This window comes from Ekhidna sp., assembly GCF_040223195.1.
Lineage (GTDB): Bacteria > Bacteroidota > Bacteroidia > Cytophagales > Cyclobacteriaceae > Ekhidna.
In genome coordinates, this window is record NZ_JAVKDX010000006.1 from 171,911 (window position 1) to 192,850 (window position 20,940).

At 45.4% G+C, this 20,940-nt stretch carries 21 protein-coding genes; 7 read left to right on the forward strand and 14 right to left on the reverse strand.

Annotated elements, in window-relative coordinates; translation table 11 throughout:
- From RLN88_RS02180 to RLN88_RS02190, 3 genes are read left to right on the forward strand one after another with little or no spacing between them, the layout of a single operon-like run.
- A complete protein-coding gene (locus tag RLN88_RS02180) occupies nucleotides 1-2,139 on the forward strand; it encodes a WG repeat-containing protein (protein WP_350219732.1) in 2,139 nt (712 codons plus the stop codon).
- 51 nt (nucleotides 2,140-2,190) lie between these two features.
- Complete coding sequence (locus tag RLN88_RS02185; protein ID WP_350219733.1) at nucleotides 2,191-4,149, forward strand: PAS domain S-box protein; 1,959 nt, start codon at nucleotides 2,191-2,193, stop codon at nucleotides 4,147-4,149.
- Nucleotides 4,142-4,507: a response regulator gene (locus RLN88_RS02190; RefSeq protein ID WP_350219734.1), complete on the forward strand. Its 366-nt coding sequence runs from the start codon at nucleotides 4,142-4,144 to the stop codon at nucleotides 4,505-4,507. Before RLN88_RS02185 ends, RLN88_RS02190 begins: the two co-directional genes overlap by 8 nt.
- On the opposite strand, the gene rnhB is transcribed toward RLN88_RS02190, so the two are convergent.
- Complete coding sequence (rnhB, locus tag RLN88_RS02195) at nucleotides 4,508-5,110, reverse strand: ribonuclease HII (protein WP_350219735.1); 603 nt, start codon at nucleotides 5,108-5,110, stop codon at nucleotides 4,508-4,510.
- Between the two features lie 117 nt (nucleotides 5,111-5,227).
- Here rnhB and msrA point away from each other — a divergent pair, with 117 nt between their 5' ends.
- Nucleotides 5,228-5,866 carry a peptide-methionine (S)-S-oxide reductase MsrA gene (gene msrA / locus RLN88_RS02200; RefSeq protein WP_350219736.1) on the forward strand — a complete coding sequence of 213 codons (639 nt, stop codon included), beginning with the start codon at nucleotides 5,228-5,230 and terminating at the stop codon, nucleotides 5,864-5,866.
- Between the two features lie 18 nt (nucleotides 5,867-5,884).
- Here the strand turns inward: msrA and RLN88_RS02205 are convergent, their stop codons facing one another.
- Together RLN88_RS02205 and pnuC are read right to left on the reverse strand one after the other, a co-directional pair.
- Nucleotides 5,885-6,418, reverse strand: coding sequence for an AAA family ATPase (locus RLN88_RS02205; protein WP_350219737.1), 534 nt, complete (start codon nucleotides 6,416-6,418; stop codon nucleotides 5,885-5,887).
- A gap of 86 nt (nucleotides 6,419-6,504) precedes the next feature.
- Nucleotides 6,505-7,113 (reverse strand): nicotinamide riboside transporter PnuC, encoded by a 609-nt coding sequence (pnuC, locus tag RLN88_RS02210; RefSeq protein WP_350219738.1) that lies wholly within the window; start codon nucleotides 7,111-7,113, stop codon nucleotides 6,505-6,507.
- A 183-nt stretch (nucleotides 7,114-7,296) separates the two neighbouring features.
- Here pnuC and guaB point away from each other — a divergent pair, with 183 nt between their 5' ends.
- The gene (gene guaB / locus RLN88_RS02215; protein WP_350219739.1) at nucleotides 7,297-8,766 is read left to right on the forward strand and encodes an IMP dehydrogenase; all 1,470 of its coding nucleotides are present in this window, start codon (nucleotides 7,297-7,299) and stop codon (nucleotides 8,764-8,766) included.
- 11 nt (nucleotides 8,767-8,777) lie between these two features.
- Here guaB and RLN88_RS02220 read toward each other — a convergent pair whose 3' ends face one another.
- From RLN88_RS02220 to RLN88_RS02245, 6 genes are all read right to left on the reverse strand, one after another.
- Nucleotides 8,778-9,179 (reverse strand): hypothetical protein, encoded by a 402-nt coding sequence (locus RLN88_RS02220; RefSeq protein WP_350219740.1) that lies wholly within the window; start codon nucleotides 9,177-9,179, stop codon nucleotides 8,778-8,780.
- Nucleotides 9,180-9,236: 57 nt separating this feature from the next.
- Nucleotides 9,237-9,893: a phosphatidylserine decarboxylase family protein gene (locus RLN88_RS02225; RefSeq protein ID WP_350219741.1), complete on the reverse strand. Its 657-nt coding sequence runs from the start codon at nucleotides 9,891-9,893 to the stop codon at nucleotides 9,237-9,239.
- 114 nt (nucleotides 9,894-10,007) lie between these two features.
- Entirely contained in the window at nucleotides 10,008-11,282 is a 1,275-nt protein-coding gene (locus RLN88_RS02230) for a Glu/Leu/Phe/Val family dehydrogenase (protein WP_350219742.1), read from the reverse strand.
- 67 nt (nucleotides 11,283-11,349) lie between these two features.
- Nucleotides 11,350-12,168 carry a phosphatidate cytidylyltransferase gene (locus tag RLN88_RS02235; RefSeq protein ID WP_350219743.1) on the reverse strand — a complete coding sequence of 273 codons (819 nt, stop codon included), beginning with the start codon at nucleotides 12,166-12,168 and terminating at the stop codon, nucleotides 11,350-11,352.
- Nucleotides 12,161-12,367: a hypothetical protein gene (locus tag RLN88_RS02240; protein ID WP_350219744.1), complete on the reverse strand. Its 207-nt coding sequence runs from the start codon at nucleotides 12,365-12,367 to the stop codon at nucleotides 12,161-12,163. The genes RLN88_RS02235 and RLN88_RS02240 overlap by 8 nt, the downstream gene beginning before the upstream one ends.
- Nucleotides 12,360-13,232, reverse strand: coding sequence for a CPBP family intramembrane glutamic endopeptidase (locus tag RLN88_RS02245; protein WP_350219745.1), 873 nt, complete (start codon nucleotides 13,230-13,232; stop codon nucleotides 12,360-12,362). The genes RLN88_RS02240 and RLN88_RS02245 overlap by 8 nt, the downstream gene beginning before the upstream one ends.
- A 35-nt stretch (nucleotides 13,233-13,267) precedes the next feature.
- Between RLN88_RS02245 and dusB the strand changes: the two genes are divergently transcribed.
- The gene (gene dusB / locus RLN88_RS02250; protein WP_350219746.1) at nucleotides 13,268-14,260 is read left to right on the forward strand and encodes a tRNA dihydrouridine synthase DusB; all 993 of its coding nucleotides are present in this window, start codon (nucleotides 13,268-13,270) and stop codon (nucleotides 14,258-14,260) included.
- A gap of 49 nt (nucleotides 14,261-14,309) precedes the next feature.
- The gene (locus RLN88_RS02255) at nucleotides 14,310-15,218 is read left to right on the forward strand and encodes a DMT family transporter (RefSeq protein WP_350219747.1); all 909 of its coding nucleotides are present in this window, start codon (nucleotides 14,310-14,312) and stop codon (nucleotides 15,216-15,218) included.
- Here the strand turns inward: RLN88_RS02255 and RLN88_RS02260 are convergent.
- The 5 genes from RLN88_RS02260 to RLN88_RS02280 all read right to left on the reverse strand — a co-directional run bounded on the left by RLN88_RS02260 (nucleotide 15,191) and on the right by RLN88_RS02280 (nucleotide 20,873).
- On the reverse strand, nucleotides 15,191-16,612 hold the full coding sequence (locus RLN88_RS02260; protein WP_350219748.1) for an SLC13 family permease: 1,422 nt from the start codon (nucleotides 16,610-16,612) through the stop codon (nucleotides 15,191-15,193). The two genes, RLN88_RS02255 and RLN88_RS02260, sit on opposite strands and share 28 nt — an antisense overlap.
- Nucleotides 16,613-16,619: 7 nt before the next feature.
- Nucleotides 16,620-17,537 (reverse strand): hypothetical protein, encoded by a 918-nt coding sequence (locus tag RLN88_RS02265; protein WP_350219749.1) that lies wholly within the window; start codon nucleotides 17,535-17,537, stop codon nucleotides 16,620-16,622.
- An 80-nt stretch (nucleotides 17,538-17,617) separates the two neighbouring features.
- Complete coding sequence (locus RLN88_RS02270; protein ID WP_350219750.1) at nucleotides 17,618-17,863, reverse strand: hypothetical protein; 246 nt, start codon at nucleotides 17,861-17,863, stop codon at nucleotides 17,618-17,620.
- Between the two features lie 219 nt (nucleotides 17,864-18,082).
- Nucleotides 18,083-19,240: a homogentisate 1,2-dioxygenase gene (locus RLN88_RS02275; RefSeq protein ID WP_350219751.1), complete on the reverse strand. Its 1,158-nt coding sequence runs from the start codon at nucleotides 19,238-19,240 to the stop codon at nucleotides 18,083-18,085.
- Between the two features lies 1 nt (nucleotide 19,241).
- Entirely contained in the window at nucleotides 19,242-20,873 is a 1,632-nt protein-coding gene (locus tag RLN88_RS02280; RefSeq protein ID WP_350219752.1) for a S41 family peptidase, read from the reverse strand.
- Nucleotides 20,874-20,940: the final 67 nt, after the last annotated feature.

Here is a 20,940-nt window from a genome sequence, read left to right on the forward strand (position 1 = left end):
ATGCGAAACTTTTTATCCATCGTATTGTTTGTTAATTTTTTTGCCGTCTTTGCAGGGGACTTTACAGTCTTTGAAAAGGATGGGTACTTTGGTATAAAAGACCAGACGGGGAACGTGACTGTACCAGCCGTGTACGAGCGGTTAGGATGGTCCAATGGGAGTTCTCAGGTCTACAGCGGAGTGATTGGCTTTCGAAAGGACAACCTGTGGGGACTCATAACCGTGAGAAACAAGGCACTAACAGGTCAGAGATTCTATTCAATTGAGCCCCTCTCTTCCGGTCATTTCAAGGCATCCATCAAAGGGAAATTCAGCAACCACCTGTTCTACGGAATCCTCGATGACAAAGGCAAGACCACCATCAGCTTCAATTACTTTTCAATAGAACCCTTTGGTGCCAACTGGCTGGTGAGTGCCTTCAGCAATAATCGGCAGCAGTACGGTGTGGTTTCTTTTGAGAATGAGTTGATCGTGCCAACTAATTACAAGACCATCAGGGAATCAAACGATATTTTTATTTGTGAGCAACGAGGACAAAAGCTGGACTTATTTGACAGAAAGGGAACCACATTACAGTTAGGTTTGGATTCACTAAGATATGCTGACGGATGGGTTGCGTATCGGGATGGATATGCGGGACAGCTTTCCAAATTAGGAAACATAATTCATGACTTCAGCTACAAAGAGTTTGTCACAATTGCCTCATCGCTCAGTCCTATCAGATTCCCCGAGTGGACGATCTATCGCAGTGATTCAATCTTCATGAAATGGGAATGTGATTCATTGGATGTCAGCAAAAATGGGATGTTGATCGCATACTTAAACGGGGCACATCATTTCATCATCAACAATACATCGCTAAACAAAAACCATGAATTAATCCTTAGGGGAGTTTCGGGCAATCAGCTCATTGTTCAAAACAGCAAGACTAGAAAGTGGTCCGTATTGGAGACGGATGGAAAGCAACTCACCGATGAATATGATACCATATATGCCGTAGGAGATCACTATGGTGCCCATAAGGCAGAGGGCTGGCATCTTCTGGATAGAAACGGCCATGTCACTAACCGGTTTGCTTTTCAGGAATTAGGGCCCGGAATCAATGGTCAGTTCATTGCGAAAAGAAATGACCACTGGGGTCTCTTAGCCTTAGATGGATCTGATTTCACCACGTTTAAGTACGACAGCATGGTAGCCATCAACGGGGTTTATCTTGTTTCATACCTGAATAGATGGGGGGCTATGAATACTGGAGGTGAGTGGGTGGTCAGGTCAGAGTTCAATGAGATGATTTCCCTCCGAGATTTATTGATTGGACGGAGAGGCAGGGGATATACCATTTTTAACAACGGAAGGGAAACCTATAAAACCACGGCCAGACCTGTGGCAGAGATGGGTACACATCTGGTTGTGCAAGACGAAAATGGGAAGTTTGGCTTGCTTAACGAATATGGTGAAATGTTCATTGCGCCGGAGTATGATACCATCCAGCGATGGTCGGATCATTTTATGCTTTCCAGAGATGGAAGGGTTTCTTTGGTAAGCCCAACTGGTGTGCGAATCCTGCGTGAGGAAGAGGGCTACCAGCAGGTTGCAGGCTATGGAGAAGACTATTTTCTAGTGCAAAAGGAAGGTCGTTGGGGATTTGTGGACAACAAAGGACGGCTAAGGATCAGCAACCGCTACGAGAGGGTAAGAGCGTTTAATGAGGGGATGGCGCCTGTGTTGATTCGAGGCAAATGGGGCTTTATCGACAAGTCAGAAGCATTGCGGATTCAGCCCTATTATGATGAAGTGGAGCCTTTTAGCGATGGGGCCTCAATTGTTCGATTAGGAAATAGAATGGGCCTGATTGATGTAAATGGCAAAGAAGTTTTGGAACTAATTTGGAAATCCGTTTATCGATTGAATTCAGGTAATTATATTGTGCAGGATATGGAAGATCGTGTTGGTTTGGTAGATGGAGATGGTAGCTTCATTTTACGACCGGCCTACGATCATCTGGAAGATTGCGGAGACCGGGTGATAGTCTCCTCGAACGGAACCTGGGGAATCCTTGATTACTCCGGGCAACAAATTTTTAAGATTAACCATGAGGAAATAAGAGTGATTGGTGAGTTCATTATGATCAAAAACTAATCCTTTATTTTTTCAGCAAAAATAGGGTAACCAGCTAGCACCCACGAGTTTATGGATTTTAATCAACTTCTGGAATCAGTAAACCAGAACATCAGTGAAGCCGTTTTTCGAAGCGATAAAAACGGCTTGATTTACGTCAACAAAGCGTTTGTGCGAATGTTTGGATTTTCCTCCGATGAGGAAGTGAAGAAGATTGCAATTGTGTCTATGTACAAGGATCCACGGGATCGAACCCGCCTCATCAATAAACTCAATGCTGATCACTCTTATGAAAATGAGGAAGTCACTTTCCTAAGGAAGGATCATACGGAGTTTGTTGGCCTGGTAAGCACCATCATGCATGAGGATGAAAGCGGCAATCAATTTTGGGATGGGGCGATCAGGGATGTGACAAAGGAGCGGGAGTTTCTGGACAAAATCCGCTCAAGGGAGCAGCTGCTGGAAAGTATCAACCGAAACATCAATGAGGCGATCTATCGCAGCGAAAGCAACAAGGGCATCATCTACGTAAATGATGAGTTTGTGAAGATGTTTGGGTATGATTCTGCTAAGGAAATCATGGATATGGATCCCATGGATCTTTACAAAAACCCGGAAGAGCGCGCTTCTATTGGAGATGAAATTATCGAAAAGGGATCTATTGAAAACCGGGAGGTTGAATTTAGAAGAAAAGATGGCAGTACTTTCTGGGGGTATCTCAATTCGATCAAGGTGGATGGTGTGGATGGTAAAATCTATTTTGATGGAGCAGTAAGAAATATCACCAAAGAGAAGGAGGCAGAGAAAGCGCTGATTCGCTATGCAGAGATGCAACGAATCTTGATAGGCCTGTCTACCAAATATATTGATCTGCCGCTGGAGCAGGTGGAGGGTGCCATCAATGATTCGCTAAAAGAACTGGGAGAGTTTGTGAGAGCGGATCGCTCCTATGTATTCGACTTCAACAGAGAAAAGGGAATCTGTAGCAATACGTTTGAGTGGTGTGCCGATGGCATAAGCCCGGAGATCCAAAACAACCAAAACCTGCCGCTCGATATCATGCCCGAGTTGGTGAATGCCCATTTAAAAGGCAATCCGATGATTGTGGAAAATGTGTCTCAAGTTACTAAGCCGGATTTCAAAAGTTTATTGGAAGCCCAGGGCATCAAAAGCCTCATGACTATGCCGATGATCCACAACAAAGAGTGTGTCGGTTTTGTCGGTTTCGATTGGGTGAGCAAGTATCACAAAGCAAGTGAAAAAGAGGTGCTACTTCTGGAACTCTTCTCGGAGATGCTGGTCAACATTAGGATCAGGTCTTACAACGAGCGCGAACTGAGAAAGCTCTTCAACAAAACCATCGAGCAAAACCAGCGGCTGAAGGACTTTTCCTACATCACTTCGCACAATTTCAGGTCTTCAGTTGCAAACCTTGTCGGGCTGCTATCTATTATTGAAGACGATCCCGGCAACAAGGAATACTTTGAAATGCTGAAGGCCACAGCCCTAAAGCTAAATCTGGCCATAGATGCAATCAATGACCTTTTAAATTTTGAAAAGGACATCTCCATGCTGGAGAAAGATGAGATAAATCTACTTCAGGTAGTGAATGACGTGATCCTTTTGAACAAGAAATCAGCGATGGAGAAGAGCATAGAATTTGTTGTTGACATCCCTCAAGACCTCACACTTCGCATCTTACCGGCATATTTACAAAGCATCCTTCACAACCTGATTACGAACGCCATGAAGTATGGTGTGGTGGACGATCGACGAAAAATAAAAATTTGTGCAAAAAAAGAATCAAAAGAAGTACTTTTAACAGTGGCAGACCAGGGTAGAGGGATTGACTTGCAGCGATATAGGGAGAAGATGTTTCGACTTGGGTCAAGATTTCATGCTGATGAAGAGAGTGGGCACGGCATGGGATTGTATATGACCAAACAGCAAGTGGAGGCGATCAATGGTCGCATAGAAGTAGAAAGCGAAATTAACCAAGGAACCAAGTTTAAGGTATATCTTAATGGGTGAGTCAAGTAGAATATTACTTGTAGATGACGATCCGATTTTTCTAACACTGGCAGAACTAGCGATAAAGAAAGAGAAACAATCGGTGGAAATCTTCAAAGCTACCAATGGAGAGGAGGCAATTGCCTTTTTGAAAAATCAATCCGTGGATGTGATTTTTTTGGATTTGAATATGCCGGTGATGAACGGCTGGGAATTTTTGGATGCCCTGCCCGGTGTAGAAAACAAGGGTGGACATCTATACGTCCTCACCTCATCCATAGACCCCTCTGATCAGCGAAAGGCGGATGAAAACCCATTCGTCACCTCTATGCTGGAAAAACCACTCGATAGGGAGAAAATTGCTTTTACCCTGTCCTGATCACTCAGGGAAAAGCTCCAACTGACTAGGCAACAACTGAAACGTCATCCGGTGATGTGGTGTTGAGCCCATTTCTTTCAATCCATCTCTGTGTGCCTGCGTGGGATATCCCACATTTGTTTCCCATCCATAGCCCGGAAAATCAATCGCCAGCTGGCGCATCAGGTCATCGCGATAGGTTTTGGCAAGTATGGAGGCTGCCGCAATAGATAGATATTTACCATCACCTTTGACAATACATTCGTAAGGAATTTCATTTTGTGGTTTAAATCTATTTCCATCAATCAAAAGCAGTTCTGGGATGGTCTTGAGTTTTTCCACAGCCCGATGCATGGCCAGATAGCTTGCATTGAGAATATTGATCTCATCAATCTCCCCCGGAGAGGCCACTCCTATTCCCCAGGCGATGGCATCTTTGATCACATCCTTTTTCACTTCCAGTCGCTGCTTTTCAGTCAGTTGTTTAGAGTCATTCAGGATTTTGTGAGAAAAGTCTCGTGGGAGTATTACGGCTGCCGCCACCACAGGCCCGGCGAGGCATCCACGACCCGCCTCGTCACATCCGGCTTCAATTTTTTCCTTCTGAAAGTAGGGTTTGAGCATTGGCTTCAAAGTTAATGGAAGCTCGATTTTCAAACATCTAAAATGTAATGCGGGTTACATTCTGGAAGGATCGGACATCCCATCACCGCAGGGAATCGTACATTCGTAAAAAACTAGATGATGAAATATGTAGCATTAGCAGTCGGCATCTTCCTTTTCAGCTGCCAGACTCAGGGAAACAATAGCAACAATCCAAAAACGGTCGCTCAGGAAGTCGATTGGCAAGAGCTCGATACCGCCACGTTTGCCGGTGGATGTTTCTGGTGCGTAGAAGCTTCTTTCGAGCAAATTCAGGGAGTCGCTGAGGCAGTTTCTGGGTATGCAGGTGGAGTGGCATCTAATGCAAAATATCAGCTGGTGAGTTCAGGGAGGACCAATCACGCAGAGGCAGTGCAGGTGTATTATGATCCTTCTGTCATTAGCTATGAGACCTTATTGGAGATCTTTTTCACAGCTCATGACCCAACACAGTTGAATCGTCAAGGGCCTGATGTCGGCAGACAATATCGATCTGAAATTTTTTATCACAATGAGGAGCAGAAGAAACGTGCGGAGGCTAAGATGGAGGAGCTGGCTGCAGATTTTTCAGACCCGATCGTAACGAGACTTAGCAAGCTCGATGGGTTTTATAAGGCAGAGGATTACCACCAGGACTATGAAGTGAACCATCCGGATAATCCGTACATCCGAAATGTATCCCGACCTAAAATCGAGAAGGTGGCCAGAAAATTTAAGGATATCCTAAAGTCAAACTAGAAATGTCATGCCGGACTTTCATCCGGCATCTTCCAGACCTGTAAAATATGAATCAATCGCGTCCACTGCGCATTTTTTTCGCTCTCCCTCAATGCCTGAAACGATGGCATATGGGAGCTTGCGGTCTTCCAGATAGTTTTTATATACTTCAAAAAAGTGCTTTCTCAACTTAGGATGCTCCCGCTGTGGATCAGGAGTCCAGGGGATGTCAATATTATTGAGTAGGTAAAAAGCATATTCCCTTTTCTCGAGCTGCTGCTCAATCCATGCATCCGTATGTCCGTATTTGTGGTCGCTCCATACTTTGATCACGATTAGATTCGTGTCACAGATCAGGTATTTGTTGGCATACTCTGCTTTGTCATCCTCCCACGCAAGCTGCCCTTCGGCGATGGATTTTAGATCGTGCTGCTCATAATTCCGATCCAATCGGTCAAGATAAAAACGTGCGTACTCCGGCACCCATTCTGTATCATAATGCATGGCCAGGTGTTGACATAGCTCACTTTTTCCAGTCGATTCAGGGCCCACTATTGCTATTTTTTTGATCATCTATTATCAATTGTGTCGTTTCGAGTGAAGCGTGAAATCTCCTAAAATATGGTAAAGATTCCTCCTTCGTTGGAATGACATAATAATTATTTCTCGCCCATCATCAATTTCTGCTTCCAGGAAACCCAACCCATGATTGCCAGCGCAGTGAATACCATAAACTGAAGGCTGGTAAATGGAAGACCCTTATAGATGTAGAGAGGGATAGAAATGAGGTCACAAGCAATCCAGAATAGCCAGTGCTCGATTTTTTTCAGCGCCATTAGATACATCCCGGTTATGGCCAATCCCGTAGTGATGGAATCCACAAGAGGTACAGTGCTGTCTGTAAACTTTATCAGCATGATGTAAATAAAGCCGGAAGCAAAGAGAAACGTGCAGACGTTCACTACATGACCGCCAAAGGAACTCCGGGTAATGGGAATCTGGCTCGCCGCAATGTCCTTCGTGTTTTTCCAGTTCCACCAGCCATATACACTCATCATAAAATAGTAGACATTGATTCCGGTCTCAGCATAAAGCCCATATTCATAAGTAAGGAAAATGAAGATCACCACGCTCACAATCCCGAAGGGGTAGACCAGAATATTCTCCTGTTTGCTAAACCAGACACTCAGTATCCCGCAAATCACGGCAATGAATTCCAGCCAGGTGGTTTCAAGTAGTTGTTCGTAAAATGAATTCCAAATTTCCATGCTATAAAATTAAAATTAGGCTATATGGCATGCAATCAGTATCGGGAGATGACATGTCTCAATGGCCAGGTCGAGCATAATGCTCGTCCATTGCGTAAAAATATGTCTTGCAATAGTATGAATTCTATGGAACCAACATAATTTTGCACGGCAAATAATCATAACTGTTCAGCATTATTTGCCATGACGACAAACGAAAAATTCCTCTTCGAAGCACTTACCTACGACGATGTGCTTCTCCTCCCCGGTTATTCTGAAGTACTTCCCCGAGACACGGACACATCTGCTCAAATCACTCGAAATATTCGATTGAATATTCCTTTGGTTTCTGCAGCAATGGATACGGTAACAGAAGCCAAATTGGCCATTGCGATGGCATTGGAAGGTGGAATTGGAATCATTCACAAAAACATGTCAATTGATCAGCAGGCCATCCAGGTGCGAAAAGTGAAGCGTTCGCAAAGTGGGATGATTCTCGATCCGATCACCCTGCATGTAGACGCTACGGTAGCTGATGCAGAGGCGATCATGAAGGAAAATAAAATCGGCGGAATCCCGGTTGTGGATAAAGACGATAAGCTGATTGGCATAGTGACCAACCGTGATTTGCGTTTTGAAAAGAAACCGAAGAAGCCAGTGAAGGATATCATGACGAAGGATAATCTGATCACAGCCACTGCTGAGGTTGGGTTGAACGAAGCGGAGGCCATCCTTCAAAAGCACAAAATCGAAAAATTGCCGATAGTAGATAAAAACGGTAAGCTAACTGGACTGATTACGTACAAAGACATTCTGAAAAATAAAGATCGTCCGAATGCCTGTAAAGACGAATATGGTAGGTTAAGAGTAGGAGCTGCGGTCGGTGTGACCCCTGATATTGAAGATAGAATCGCTGCGTTGGTGAAAGCCGGAGTGGATCTAGTATCTATTGATACAGCACATGGTCACTCAAAGGGAGTGATCGACATGGCCAAAAGAATCAAGAAAGCTTTTCCTGATTTGGAAACGATCGTAGGAAACATCGCAACGCCGGATGCGGCAAAGGCTCTGGTGGAAGCTGGTGCTGATGCCGTGAAAGTAGGCGTTGGTCCCGGAAGTATCTGCACGACTCGGGTAATTGCCGGGGTAGGAGTACCGCAGCTTTCTGCAGTGTATGAGTCAGCGAACGCAATCAAAGGATCAGGAGTGCCGGTAATCGCAGATGGAGGAATTCGTTTCTCAGGCGATGTGGTGAAGGCGCTTGCGGGAGGTGCTGATACGGTGATGATCGGGTCATTGCTGGCGGGTACTGAAGAGGCACCAGGCGAGGTGATCCTATATGAAGGAAGAAAATTCAAGTCATATCGGGGCATGGGTTCTGTAGAGGCGATGGAGGAAGGCTCCAAAGACCGCTACTTCCAGGATGCTGAGGATGACATCAAAAAGCTAGTGCCGGAAGGAATTGTTGGACGGGTGCCTTTTAAGGGCTCAGTGCAGGAAGTCCTTTACCAAATGGTAGGAGGATTAAAAGCCGGTATGGGTTATTGTGGTGCTGGAAACATAGAAGCTTTACAGGAAGCCAAATTTGTGAAAATCTCAGGAGCAGGTGTAGCAGAAAGCCACCCGCATGATGTTCATATTACCAGAGAGGCGCCTAATTATAGTAGGAAGTGATAGATTGACCTTTAATAGCTTGAAACCGCATCAACCACATGCCAACCAATGCTATTGGTATCTTGGTAATTCTTGACCTGAATTTTTTTGGTAAGGGTTTGTTGGGGGTTAACAACTTCGTAAATAATGTGATCCTCAGATGTAATTATGGATTCTGTCTTACTATAATAACTAACACGAATTTTAATGTCTTTAAATTTTGCAATTTTAGCACTATTTGTGATGTTGACGTTTAGATTAATTTTATCACCCCAAAAACTCTCAGAGTAGGTGCCATCAGCATCGACAAATGTATTGGGCCTTATGGATTCGTACAATTCTAATTGTTTTAATATTTTGTAATAGTTCGAATCATCGATATTTTGCGAACATGCAATTAGAAATGAGAGGGAAAGCAGGTAAATTAATTTCATGGCGATTTATTTCAGATAAATTTACAAATACCTGCTTAAATAGCCTACTCAATATTTTTACTTCAAAACTGCCACCTCAGTCTCCCCACCCTTCGTCAAATCTCCAATCTTTACTTTGATATCCGAATCCAGAGGAAGGAATAGGTCTACACGGCTACCAAAGCGAATGAAACCTACGGAGGTTCCCTGCTCTACCGCATCACCAACTTTTGGATAGAAAGCAATCCGTCGGGCTACTGCGCCGGCAATTTGCCGCATGAGGATGGTGACGCCATTTTCAGTTTTGAATCCTACAGAAGTGCGTTCGTTATCCGTACTGGATTTTGGGTGCCAGGCTACTAAAAATTTACCGGGATGGTATTTGAAGAAATCCACCACACCTTTGATCGGGCTTCTGTTTACGTGCACATTGAGCGGAGACATGAAGATCGAAACCTGAATCCGGTCTTCTTTATGATATTCTCCTTCATAGGTCTTTTCAATCACTACCACTTTTCCCTCTGCCGGGGCATACACCACTCCGTCTTTAGGAGGGGTGATCACATTTGGGTTTCGGAAGAAACGAACCACAAGAGTCATGAAGATAAGCGCTGCTGCAGCAAATATCATCTGAATGATAAAGACTGGGATCAGCCAATACAGCAGCGCATACAGTCCGCCAGTAAGCACCGCCATCAAAGGGATCATCTTTATACCTTCTTTGTGTATCCTCATTGTTTGAATAATTTAGAATGTCATCTTGAACGAAGTGAAAGATCTATTTTCAAAAAAAAGCAGATTCTTCGCTGCGCTCAGAATGACACAAATAAAATGGCTGCCGTCCCACGGCTAAAAGCCGCCACGGAATTTGTAGGTCTTGGCCACTTTATCAATCGCTACGATATAAGCTGCGATACGCATGCTCACGTTATACTCCTCCGAAGTAGCATACACCTTATCAAAGGCTGTCTTCATGATACGATCAGAGCGGCGACTCACCCGCTCGCGAGTCCAGCCATATCCAAGTCGGTTTTGTACCCACTCAAAGTAGGAAACTGTCACACCGCCAGCATTGGCTAAGATATCAGGAACAGCCAAAATACCTTTTTCATTCAGGATAGCATCCGCTTTGGCAGAGGTAGGGCCATTGGCACCCTCCACGATCATTTTTGCTTTGATCTTGTCTGCATTTTGCTTGGTGATCACATCTTCGATGGCTGCCGGCACAAGCACGTCAACTTCCAAAAGAAGTAATTCTTCCGCATCCATTTTCTCTGCACCGGAAAAACCTTCCAAACTTCCATTGTTGGCGTTTCGGTATTCGATGGCTTTTTTTATGTTGATACCTTCCTTGTTGTAATAAGCACCGGATAGGTCACTGATCGCAATTACGTTCACACCTCGTTCTTCCAGGAGGGTGGCCGCCCATGATCCTACGTTTCCAAATCCCTGAATAGCACAGGTAGCTTTGAAAGGATTGATTTTTTGTTTTTCCATGGCAGCCAGCGCGGAGATCATCACCCCTCTACCAGTAGCCTCTTCACGACCTAGAGAACCTCCAAGCACAAGTGGTTTGCCTGTTACTACAGAGTTTACAGTCATGCCTTGGTTTCTGGAGTATTGGTCCATCATCCAGGCCATTTCCCTGGGTCCTGTTCCCATGTCGGGTGCAGGGATGTCCCGGTCTTTTCCAAAAACGTCATGCATTGCCTGGGTAAAGGCTCTAGTCAAACGCTCTACCTCTCCTGCAGACATCTGGCGCGGATTACATTTGATGCCGCCTTTGGCTCCACCGTATGGAATGTCCACCACAGCACACTTCCAGGTCATCCATGCCGCAAGCGCTTTCACCTCATCAATGTTTACATCCATGTCGTATCTCACACCTCCTTTGGAAGGGCCCAAAATGGTGGAGTGGATCACACGGTATCCTTCAAATACTTTGATCGATCCATTGTCCATTGTCACTGGTAGTGAAACGATCACCTGCTTGGCAGGGGTTTTCAACACATCATAAACTTCCTGATCCAAACCGAGGTGCTCGGCAGCAATCTGGAAACGAGACATCATGGATTCGAAAGGGTTATCTCTGTCCTTTATTGGCGCAGGTTCTATATATGCCATAGGAGTAAATAAAAAAGGGGTCTGTTGTTTATTTTGACCGCAAAGCTAAGCGTAAATCTGCTTCTCTTTAGAATAATTTCAAGAAAACTACAACAAAAGGAACGGCAATTAAAAGGCTGTCAAATCGGTCTAGAAAGCCACCATGACCGGGGATGATGGTGCCGGAATCTTTGATCTGAATGGAGCGTTTAAAATGGGACTCCACAAGGTCTCCGTAAGTTCCGGCAATCACCACAATAATTGCTACGCTGATCCATTCGATTTCATTCAGCCCGGTAAAATATAGCCCGATCACAATAGCTACCAACACAGCAGTCACCGCACCACCGATGCTTCCTTCCCAGGACTTGTTGGGTGAGATACGTTCGAATAATTTTCTTCTTCCGAAAAGGATTCCGCTGAAGTAGGCACCCACGTCATTGGCCCAGGTAAGAAAAAGTAGACCAAGTATGATTTCATACGAGTAATCCCCATGGTGGAAGACTAGGAGATTGGTGAGTGCAAAGGGGACGGCTACATACATAATGCCCAGATAGAACAAGGCAATATTTATGAATGGGTGCACATCACTTTTTTTGTACAGTTTGATCAAAAACACGAAGGATGCCAGCGGAAAAAGCAGGACGTAGTATTGATGTGAAAGAAAATCTGTCTCAATGAAAAAAGTGATTGTAAAGAGCAAAGCGCCAATGGTTACTCCCAAAAATCGGATGGGCAGGTAGCTTTGCAGGCGCATCAGCCGGTAAAATTCCCAGATGGTGAAGCATGAAATGGACAGAAATACTGCAAAAAATCCCCATTTGCTCCAAAGCAGCGAAAGGATGATAATGAGTCCGCCGATAACGGCAGAAAAAAGACGGGGGGCCAGGTCGGGATATCTACTCAAACTTGATTTCTTCTTTAATGATTTTAATTGCCCTGATCACCAGGTCAGGAGCCACAAAGATTTCAAAATTTCCGAAACCGTAGGCAGAAACTTTTTTATTGACCATCACGGGGTGCATGTCCCGCTCCTCCAGCACATCCCTCACGATTTGAGCCCGGTATTCCCGGCCGTCCTTAAATACCGCCTGCCAATCACGCATGCTCGAATTTTTTATAAAACACTCTGATGAGTAAGAATGAAATAACGGCGAAAATAAGCACCGCAGGCCATGGGGCTGATTGCTCCATTTGCTCGGGAGTTACCTCCACCACATCCTGTTGCGCCAGGTAGAGGGCTATCAGTGCCAGTCCATTGTTAGCCAGGTGCCCAATCATAGCCACGCTCAGTTTCCCACTCCAATGATAGAGGTAGCCAAAGAGTACACCCAGAAACATTCGAGGCATCACACCAAAAAACTGCATGTGAATAGCAGCGAAGATGAACCCAGTAAGCCAGATGGCCACATGATGGTTGGAAAATGCTTTGGAGAAAAAGTTTTGAATAAGCCCCCGAAAAAGTAACTCCTCGCCAATCGCCGGGATGATTGCTACCACCACCAGCGCTATAATGAAATGTGTTGTGGATGTGAAATTGGTCAGGTGCTCAGTCAATACTTTTAATTGTTCCTCAGACCTTTTGGCCCATTCCGCAAAGTCAGAGCTGCCAAAATCAAGGTTCATGTTCCATTCACCAATGGCACTATTTACCACCATGAAGCATATGGAAATGAGAAGGGTGAGTCCAGCAGTAGTTAAGGATACTCGAGGAAAAAAATCTTTGATGGGGGTTTGGAGGGCTATCGCAATGAAGATGATGGGCACCCCTATAAACATGATAATGGATGCCACTCCTTGAATACCTAGTAGCAGAACTGGATCCACTCCTAGCACCATCTCCATGTCTGTTTCTGTACTGCCACTCCCCAGCATCATCACGATACTGATATAGGCAGTAAGGCCAACGCCAAAGGCCCAGGCTCGTGCCCGCTGCTTATCTTCCGGGTAATTTCTTAGAATGTCCTGCATATGGCTAACTTTGCGGACAAATATAACCGTTCGGGATGGTTAAAATCAGTGACATAGAAATAGGGGAGTTCCCATTGTTACTCGCACCCATGGAGGATGTAAGTGATCCACCATTTCGGGCTGTGTGCAAGCAAAATGGAGCGGATTTGATGTTTACGGAATTTATTTCCTCAGAGGGATTGATCCGGCATGCAGAGAAAAGCGTGCAGAAGCTAGACATCTACGATTACGAGCGCCCCATCGGTATTCAGATTTTTGGCGACAAGATCGAATCCATGCGGGAGGCAGCTGCCATTGCAGAAGAAGCCAACCCGGAAATCATCGATATCAACTATGGCTGCCCGGTGAAAAAGGTGGCCTGCAAAGGAGCAGGAGCAGGCATCCTGCTAGACCTACCTAAGATGCAGAAGATGACTGAGGAGATTGTAAAGCAGGTGAATAAGCCCGTGACGGTGAAAACCCGACTGGGTTGGGACGACTCCACCATCAAGATTCAAGAGGTTGCTCATCGGCTTCAGGATGTGGGGATCAAGGCACTCAGCATCCACGGACGCACACGGGTGCAGATGTATAAGGGAGAGGCAGACTGGGGGCCAATCGCTGAGGTGAAAAACGATCCGGGCATCCACATCCCTATCTTTGGAAACGGCGACATAGACTCGCCTGAAAGAGCACTGGAATACAAAAACCGATACGGTGTAGATGGGATCATGATTGGCAGGGCTGCCATTGGCTATCCGTGGATTTTCAATGAGATCAAACATTACATAAAAACGGGCGAAAAGCTCGATCCACCTTCGCTGGAGGAGCGGGTGAGAGTTTCCGTGCAGCACCTTGATTTTTCCATCGAATGGAAAGGAGAGCGCCAGGGGCTTTTTGAGATGAGACGCCACTATACCAATTACTTTCGAGGCATCCCAAATTTTAAGCCGGTGAGAACAACGCTTGTGGAGTCAGAGTCTTATCAGGAGGTGAAAGAAACGTTACTGCAGATTCCTGAACTTTTCAGTGAGGTTGAAGCTTATTAGAGGGTTGCTTTTTGAAAGCAATTATTGCTACTCACACTAACTTACACACATGCAAAAATCTTCCGTCCTGGCCTGGGTCTTACTTCTTGTTTTGGGGTTAATCTGGGGGAGTTCATTCATTCTCATCAAAAAAGGGTTGGTAGGTTTGGCACCCCAGGAGTTGGGTTCGCTCCGCATTGTGGCAGCTTCACTTTTTTTATTACCATCCGCCATCCGTCGATTCAAATGGGTGGAGAGAAAGCGGCTCATCTATCTGGTTTCTGTCGGGTTATTGGGTAGCCTGATTCCGGCATTTTTGTTTGCCATTGCGCAGACACAGCTGGCCAGTTCCATCACCGGGGTACTCAATGCGCTGGTGCCGATTTTTACGATCCTGATTGCCCTGCTCCTTTTCAAACAGAAGCAAACCAGCAAAGTATACCTTGGAGTTTTGATCGGTTTCATCGGCACGGCCATTCTGATCACTGCGGGTGAAGGGAACTCTTTGGCAGGAATAAATTCTTATGCGCTTTTAGTGGTACTTGCTACCATCTGTTATGCCTCCAACCTGAACCTGATCAAACAGAAACTAAACGACCTGCATGCTGTGACCGTGACCAGTGTATCCTTATTTCTGGTAGGGCCTGTTGCTGCAATCCATTTGTTTGGATTTACTGACTTCTGGCCCAAACTCATGACCGTGGAGGGAACAGGCCTGGCTACCTTTTATGTATGCCTTCTCGGCATCATGGGCACAGCCATTGCGCTCATTATTTTCAATAAAGTGCTCCAAATGAAAGACGCACTTTTTGCCTCTTCAGTGACCTATATTATTCCGGTCTTTGCGGTGATATGGGGTGTCATCGATGGGGAGAAGCTCTACCTCTGGCATTACTTCGGCATGATTGCCGTGGGCATTGGTGTCTATGTGGCCAACTCCAACCGTGCAGCCTATAAAAAGCTGGGTAAAACAAAATAGACCAGCACACTAATCAGCAGGCTGGAGACGATATTTAGCCAGACGCCCGCTCGAACCATATCATTTATTTTCAGTTCACCTGAGCTAAAGACGATTGCATTTGGCCCGGTGGCAATTGGGAGCATAAATGCACAGGATGCCGCCATGGTGGCAGGGATCATCAGTAGGAATGGATGAATACCAATCGCTTCGGCCAGTGCCGCAAGAACAGGCAGCATAATGGAGGCTGTGGCCACATTCGAAGTTACCTCGGTTAGGAAATTGACCACCAGTGCCACTATGAGGATGATGACAAAGGTGGGCAGACCGGAAACCCCGGTGAGCTGATGGCCAAGCCACTCTGCAAGTCCGGAGCTCTGAAAGGCTGCTGCTATGGAAAGACCACCCCCGAATAGAATGATTACACCCCAGGGCAATCTCTCTGCTTCTTCCCACGTCAAAAGTGGCTTTCCTTTTTTCTCTTTGGATGGAATGATAAACATTGTAAGCGCTGCACCAATGGCAATCACGGTATCATTGATGCCAGGGATAAGTTGATCGAGGAGAAACGAGCGGGTGATCCACAGCACTGCAGTGATGATAAAAACCGTCGCTACGGCACGTTCTTCCTGCCCCATTTTTCCTAATGCCTCTTTTTCTTTCTGAATCAATTCCCGCCCGATAGGCATGTCCACTTTGTGAAGGGGAAAAACGAGCCTGGTCAGTACCACCCAGCAAAACACCAGCATGATCAGGGAGAAAGGAAGGGCAAAGGCCATCCAGGTAGCGAAGCTGAATTCCTGGCCATAAAGCTTATTCGCGATCGAGACGAAAATTGGGTTGGTAGGGGTGCCTACCAGGGTGGCTACTCCACCAATGGAAGCGGAGAAGGCAATCCCCAGGAGCAGGGCCTTGAAAAACAGCTTACCGGATTCCCCGGTGAGTTCTCTGATTTCAGCAATCAGAGCGGCTGCAATGGTCACCATCATCAGCGTAGTGGCTGTATTAGAAATCCACATGGACAGAAGCCCGGAGGCCAACATAAAACCAAGGACGATGAATCGGGCATTGGTACCCACTGCTGAGATGATTTCGATGGCTATTCTCCGATGCAGATTCCATCGTTGCATGGCGATGGCAATAATAAATCCGCCCACGAATAGATAGAGCATCTTATCTCCATAGGCTGCTGTAGTTTGTGCAATAGGAGCACCTCCGGTGAGTGGTAAAAGTACGATTGGTAGCAAAGCTGTAGCAGATATTGCCAGTGCTTCCGAAAGCCACCAACTGGCCACCCAGAGTGTGGAAGCCAACACGGCATTGGCAGAAGAGTCGAGTCCCGCAAAGGGCTCAAAGAAGAAAACGATGCAAAATAAAAAGGGCCCGATCACGAGCCCTAATCTTTTTCTGATCATAAGAGGTTTAGTATGACTCTTCCTCTAATTTCTCAAAATCAAATTCATTTAGGAAATTTCTCGCCTGATCAAGGTTTTGGAAGTCAAATTCCCTCACTTCGCCTTTTGAGCTGTGAATCTCAATTTTGACAATTGAAATACGCGCATCATGTGTCAAAGGGTCATCGATCAGTCTGCCACCACCTGAGGTGTCCCTGATTTTATGTGAAAGCACTACGGTCTTGCGCTTTATTCTATTACAATAAGAGCATTTGTATTCCTTTTCCAGCTCTCCATCTTCTGTCTCAGTGGCTTCCCGGATGATTTCTTCTTTTTCTAATCTCAAGGTTTGGAAACCACACCTGTCGCACTCCAGCGCACTTAGATGGCCTTTATACTTTTCAATTTTGGTATATCCCGTTGCTTCATCTATCCAAACATCATAATCCACTGAGAATACATTTTCTTCTGCCTGCATCCCTTCATCCAGATACGCATCCTCCTCGGCTTCACTCAGAAGCTTCATTTTATTTCCGTTCTCCGGATTGATGCGAGGAGTAAATCGTAGTTTCTTTAGTTTCTTCTCAAGGATTCTTGGATAGTAGAATTTCAGGATCAGTTGCGCAATGTATCCGTACAGCACGCCGATACACATTGCAACGAACAACCGAATGAAAAACCAGACGAAATCAAGTTTCATCGTTTCATACTCCAGCGTATTACAAAAAAGGAAGAGGGCAATAGCAATTAAAATGTGCCCGCTCAGAAGCTTCTTAGTTTCTTTTTCACTGGCAAGGTCAAACTTTTCTTTGAGGGTCTTTTGGAGTGAGAAATTGATCCTATAGAATATATAATTGAGGACTCCAATGCCTAACACTACAAAGACGAGGATCGAGACGATCTCCTGCCATTTGGCAAGAAAATCGAGATATAATTCTTCATTCATACGGGTGACAAGTTTTAACAAAAATAAGTGATTTCTAAAATCACCATACTTTATTAAAAACAGTACGAATTTTCGCTTCCCTAATTGTTTACGGAATTAACTTTTTTTGTTGAGTCGGGCAGAAGCACACGAAGGAGTGAAACCTTCTGGGCGTAGGGGTTGAGGGACTGCACTTGTTGAGGTTCTTCCTCCACAGGAAGTAAAGACGCCCACTTCGAAAGCTCTTTGTTTGCCATCGCCGTTAATCTTTCCTCCGCTTCCATCAAGAAAGCGAAAGTGCCGAGTAGCAGCAGTAGCGTTATGAGTTTATTGAGCTTGGGGTTCATTTTAGTCCTTGTTTCTAAATGAGCGTCTTCCACTTCTAGTGTTGAAAACCTAACCTTTGATTGAAAGATGTGTACCGCTATGAAAAAGTTGCATCACATCCCAAAAATCCTCAATTCAAATGTTAAATGCAGTTAATAAATGTTATAAGGTGCATTCAATCACCTGAATTGTACAGGAAGTACCCCGGATTGTTTGAAAGGTTACAAGGACTTAAATGACTATTTCCAGCTCATCGGGTAATTGGTGTCTACATATTGCAAGCCTTCTTCTGTCACATAGATCGGCCCGAAAGTATCAAGCATTACCGCCAGCTCATGGGTTTCTTTGGCCCCAATGCTTGCTTCCACCGTGCCCGGGTGTGGTCCGTGAGGCAGCCCTCCGGGGTGAAGCGTGAAAGAACCACGGTCAATACCTTTTCGACTCATGAAATTTCCCTCCACATAATAGAGCACCTCATCCGAATCAATATTTGAGTGATTGTAAGGTGCAGGAATGGCCTGAGGGTGATAGTCAAACAATCGTGGCACAAATGAACAGATCACATAGCCGTACGACTGAAAAGTCTGGTGTACGGGAGGCGGCTGATGTATTCTGCCTGTGATTGGCTCAAAGTCGTGAATTGATAGTGCATATGGATAGAGGTTGCCATCCCAACCGACCAGATCAAACGGAGAGTGCTTGTAGTGATATTCATGAAGCATGTCTTCATGTTTGATCTTCACCAGGTACTCACCTTCGTCTCTTTCTGTCACCATTTCCGATGGTGGACGAATGTCACGTTCGCAAAATGGAGCATGCTCCAACAGCTGGCCCATCTCGTTTCGGTAGCGCTTAGGGGTTTCTACCGGATTGGTCGATTCGATGATCAGGAGCTTCAATGGGCCTTTGTTCCACTCCAGTCGGTAGATGGTCGTTCGCGGGATCACTACATAGTCACCCTGCTTGACCCTAAGCTTTCCAAATTGGGAATAGAGGTATCCGTTCCCCTCGTGGATAAAGATCACCTCGTCTGCCTGAGCATTTTTGTAGTAGTAATCCATCTTCCTGGAAGTAGGATGGCAGATGGCCATGCTCACGTCTCTGTTTTTCAAAAGCGTTTTTCTGGCCTCCAAAAAGTCGTCACCTGTCGTTTCTACACCTGAAGTATTTAGGTGCGTTTGCTTCAGCGTATAGTCCTTGGCGATTTCTGTTTTCCAGGGTTTGGATGGTCCTACCTTTTCCACCCGTGTGGGAGGATGGATGTGGTAGAGGTTGGAATAGATTCCTGAAAAGCCTCGTGAAGAAACTAACTCTTCGGCATAAAGACTGCCGTCTGGTTGTCGGAATTGAGTATGTCTTTTAGGTGGAATTTCACCCAATCTGTGATAGTATGCCATATTATCGCTGTGCTATTTTGTCTGCCTCATCCATAAGCTGGATGGCTCTAAGAAAAATTTCATCTTGTTCATTGAAAATGGGGTAGAATCCTTCATTGTCCCAAATCCCACGGGCTATATATGCTTTGGCCAGAAGCCTGATCAGCTCTTTGGATCTGTTGAATTCCCTCTCATTGAATTTTAACTCATTGCCTTCGGCAATTGCTGTCAGCTCTTTCAGCATTTTATCCGAAACTTTGAAAGATTGCCTAAACTTATCAAAGCCCATATTGGCCAATTCATCTCTATGATCCTGCGCATAGGTCACGGTGTATTCCTGAAGTGAATTGGTGCTGAAAAGCCTGTTGAGATATCTGGAATTCTGAGCCGTATCCAAGGGAACAAAGAAGTCCGGAGTAATACCTCCACCACCATAAACGATACGCCCCTTATCCGTTTTGAAAGCCAGCGAATCATTAAACTTGATGCTGTCGGAAGAGTAAAGCTCTCCATTTTCATATCGCTGGTAGGCTTCCATGTAATATTCTTCCAGATTGCCACCAGCATAGGTCTTTTGGATACTTCGTCCGCTGGGGGTGTAGTAGCGGGAAATGGTAAGCCTAAGCTCCGAGCCATCATTCAAATCGATAGGCAGCTGCACCAATCCTTTTCCAAAAGACCTTCTCCCAACGATCAACCCACGGTCATGATCCTGTACTGCCCCAGCCACAATTTCGGATGCCGAAGCTGAGCCTTCATCCACCATGATTACCAGGGAGCCGCTTTCAAAATCTCCTGTCTCGCCGGAGAAATGCTCCTCCGTATACCTCTTTTCTTTTCCATCAGTATAAACGATTAGCTGCCTGCCCGAGAGCACTTCATCAGCTATCTGTACGGCCCGATTGAGGTACCCGCCAGGATTCCCGGTCAGGTCAAGAACAAGCTTGGTCATGCCCTGATCTTTTAGTTTGAGCAAAGCTTCTTTGAATTCGAGATATGTAGAATTGGCGAAGCGGGCCACTTTAATGTAGCCGATGTTGTCGGTGACCATGTATGAGACGTCCACCGAATACTGAGGGATCACATCTCGCTCAATGGTAAAATCGATAAGCTCATCCTCTCCCTCACGCATGATGCTGACAGTAACCTCTGATCCTCCCGGACCCCTTAGCAACTCAATTACTTTCTGATTAGTGATGCCAACACCCGCGACTGTTTCATTGTCCACTTTCACAATTTTGTCACCAGACCTTATTCCAAGCTTTTGTGAGGGGCCACCGCTTAGAGGCGTCACCACGTGGATGGTGTCTTTAAAAATATTGAACTCTACGCCAATCCCTTCATAGTTTCCCTCCAGTCGCGATTGGATAAGATCAAGTTCTTTGGCTGGGATGTAGGAAGTATGCGGATCCAGGTCTTCCAGCATTTTGGTGATGGCCGTTTCCACCAGTTCTTCGCTATCTACTGCGTCCACATAGTCATTTTCTATGTGTGTAAGCACCTGACGAAATTTATTCAGGCTCTGCATAAAGTTGGAAGTGGGTGCAGAGGTAGAACCAGCCATATTGGCACCTATCAAGACCCCAACACATAGAGTGATAGCGATGTAAAGTGGAAGTCTTACTGCCCGGTTCGAATTTTTATGTGTGCTCATATTCAACGATAAAGGTCAAAAATAAAGGTTATTTAAGGGGAATGGAACGTATTGGGCATCAAACTGT

What these genes read in the sequence shown, in the direction of transcription:
- RLN88_RS02190 (WP_350219734.1), top strand. Translation starts at nt 4,142, where the DNA reads ATGGGTGAGTCAAGTAGAATATTACTTGTAGATGACGATCCGATTTTT.
- RLN88_RS02220 (WP_350219740.1), bottom strand. Translation starts at nt 9,179, where the DNA reads ATGAAATTAATTTACCTGCTTTCCCTCTCATTTCTAATTGCATGTTCG.
- msrA (WP_350219736.1), top strand. Translation starts at nt 5,228, where the DNA reads ATGATGAAATATGTAGCATTAGCAGTCGGCATCTTCCTTTTCAGCTGC.
- rnhB (WP_350219735.1), bottom strand. Translation starts at nt 5,110, where the DNA reads ATGCTCAAACCCTACTTTCAGAAGGAAAAAATTGAAGCCGGATGTGAC.
- RLN88_RS02185 (WP_350219733.1), top strand. Translation starts at nt 2,191, where the DNA reads ATGGATTTTAATCAACTTCTGGAATCAGTAAACCAGAACATCAGTGAA.
- RLN88_RS02275 (WP_350219751.1), bottom strand. Translation starts at nt 19,240, where the DNA reads ATGGCATACTATCACAGATTGGGTGAAATTCCACCTAAAAGACATACT.
- RLN88_RS02225 (WP_350219741.1), bottom strand. Translation starts at nt 9,893, where the DNA reads ATGAGGATACACAAAGAAGGTATAAAGATGATCCCTTTGATGGCGGTG.
- RLN88_RS02255 (WP_350219747.1), top strand. Translation starts at nt 14,310, where the DNA reads ATGCAAAAATCTTCCGTCCTGGCCTGGGTCTTACTTCTTGTTTTGGGG.
- RLN88_RS02265 (WP_350219749.1), bottom strand. Translation starts at nt 17,537, where the DNA reads ATGAATGAAGAATTATATCTCGATTTTCTTGCCAAATGGCAGGAGATC.
- RLN88_RS02245 (WP_350219745.1), bottom strand. Translation starts at nt 13,232, where the DNA reads ATGCAGGACATTCTAAGAAATTACCCGGAAGATAAGCAGCGGGCACGA.
- RLN88_RS02280 (WP_350219752.1), bottom strand. Translation starts at nt 20,873, where the DNA reads ATGAGCACACATAAAAATTCGAACCGGGCAGTAAGACTTCCACTTTAC.
- RLN88_RS02270 (WP_350219750.1), bottom strand. Translation starts at nt 17,863, where the DNA reads ATGAACCCCAAGCTCAATAAACTCATAACGCTACTGCTGCTACTCGGC.
- RLN88_RS02205 (WP_350219737.1), bottom strand. Translation starts at nt 6,418, where the DNA reads ATGATCAAAAAAATAGCAATAGTGGGCCCTGAATCGACTGGAAAAAGT.
- guaB (WP_350219739.1), top strand. Translation starts at nt 7,297, where the DNA reads ATGACGACAAACGAAAAATTCCTCTTCGAAGCACTTACCTACGACGAT.
- RLN88_RS02230 (WP_350219742.1), bottom strand. Translation starts at nt 11,282, where the DNA reads ATGGCATATATAGAACCTGCGCCAATAAAGGACAGAGATAACCCTTTC.
- RLN88_RS02180 (WP_350219732.1), top strand. Translation starts at nt 1, where the DNA reads ATGCGAAACTTTTTATCCATCGTATTGTTTGTTAATTTTTTTGCCGTC.
- RLN88_RS02240 (WP_350219744.1), bottom strand. Translation starts at nt 12,367, where the DNA reads ATGCGTGATTGGCAGGCGGTATTTAAGGACGGCCGGGAATACCGGGCT.
- RLN88_RS02260 (WP_350219748.1), bottom strand. Translation starts at nt 16,612, where the DNA reads ATGATCAGAAAAAGATTAGGGCTCGTGATCGGGCCCTTTTTATTTTGC.
- pnuC (WP_350219738.1), bottom strand. Translation starts at nt 7,113, where the DNA reads ATGGAAATTTGGAATTCATTTTACGAACAACTACTTGAAACCACCTGG.
- dusB (WP_350219746.1), top strand. Translation starts at nt 13,268, where the DNA reads ATGGTTAAAATCAGTGACATAGAAATAGGGGAGTTCCCATTGTTACTC.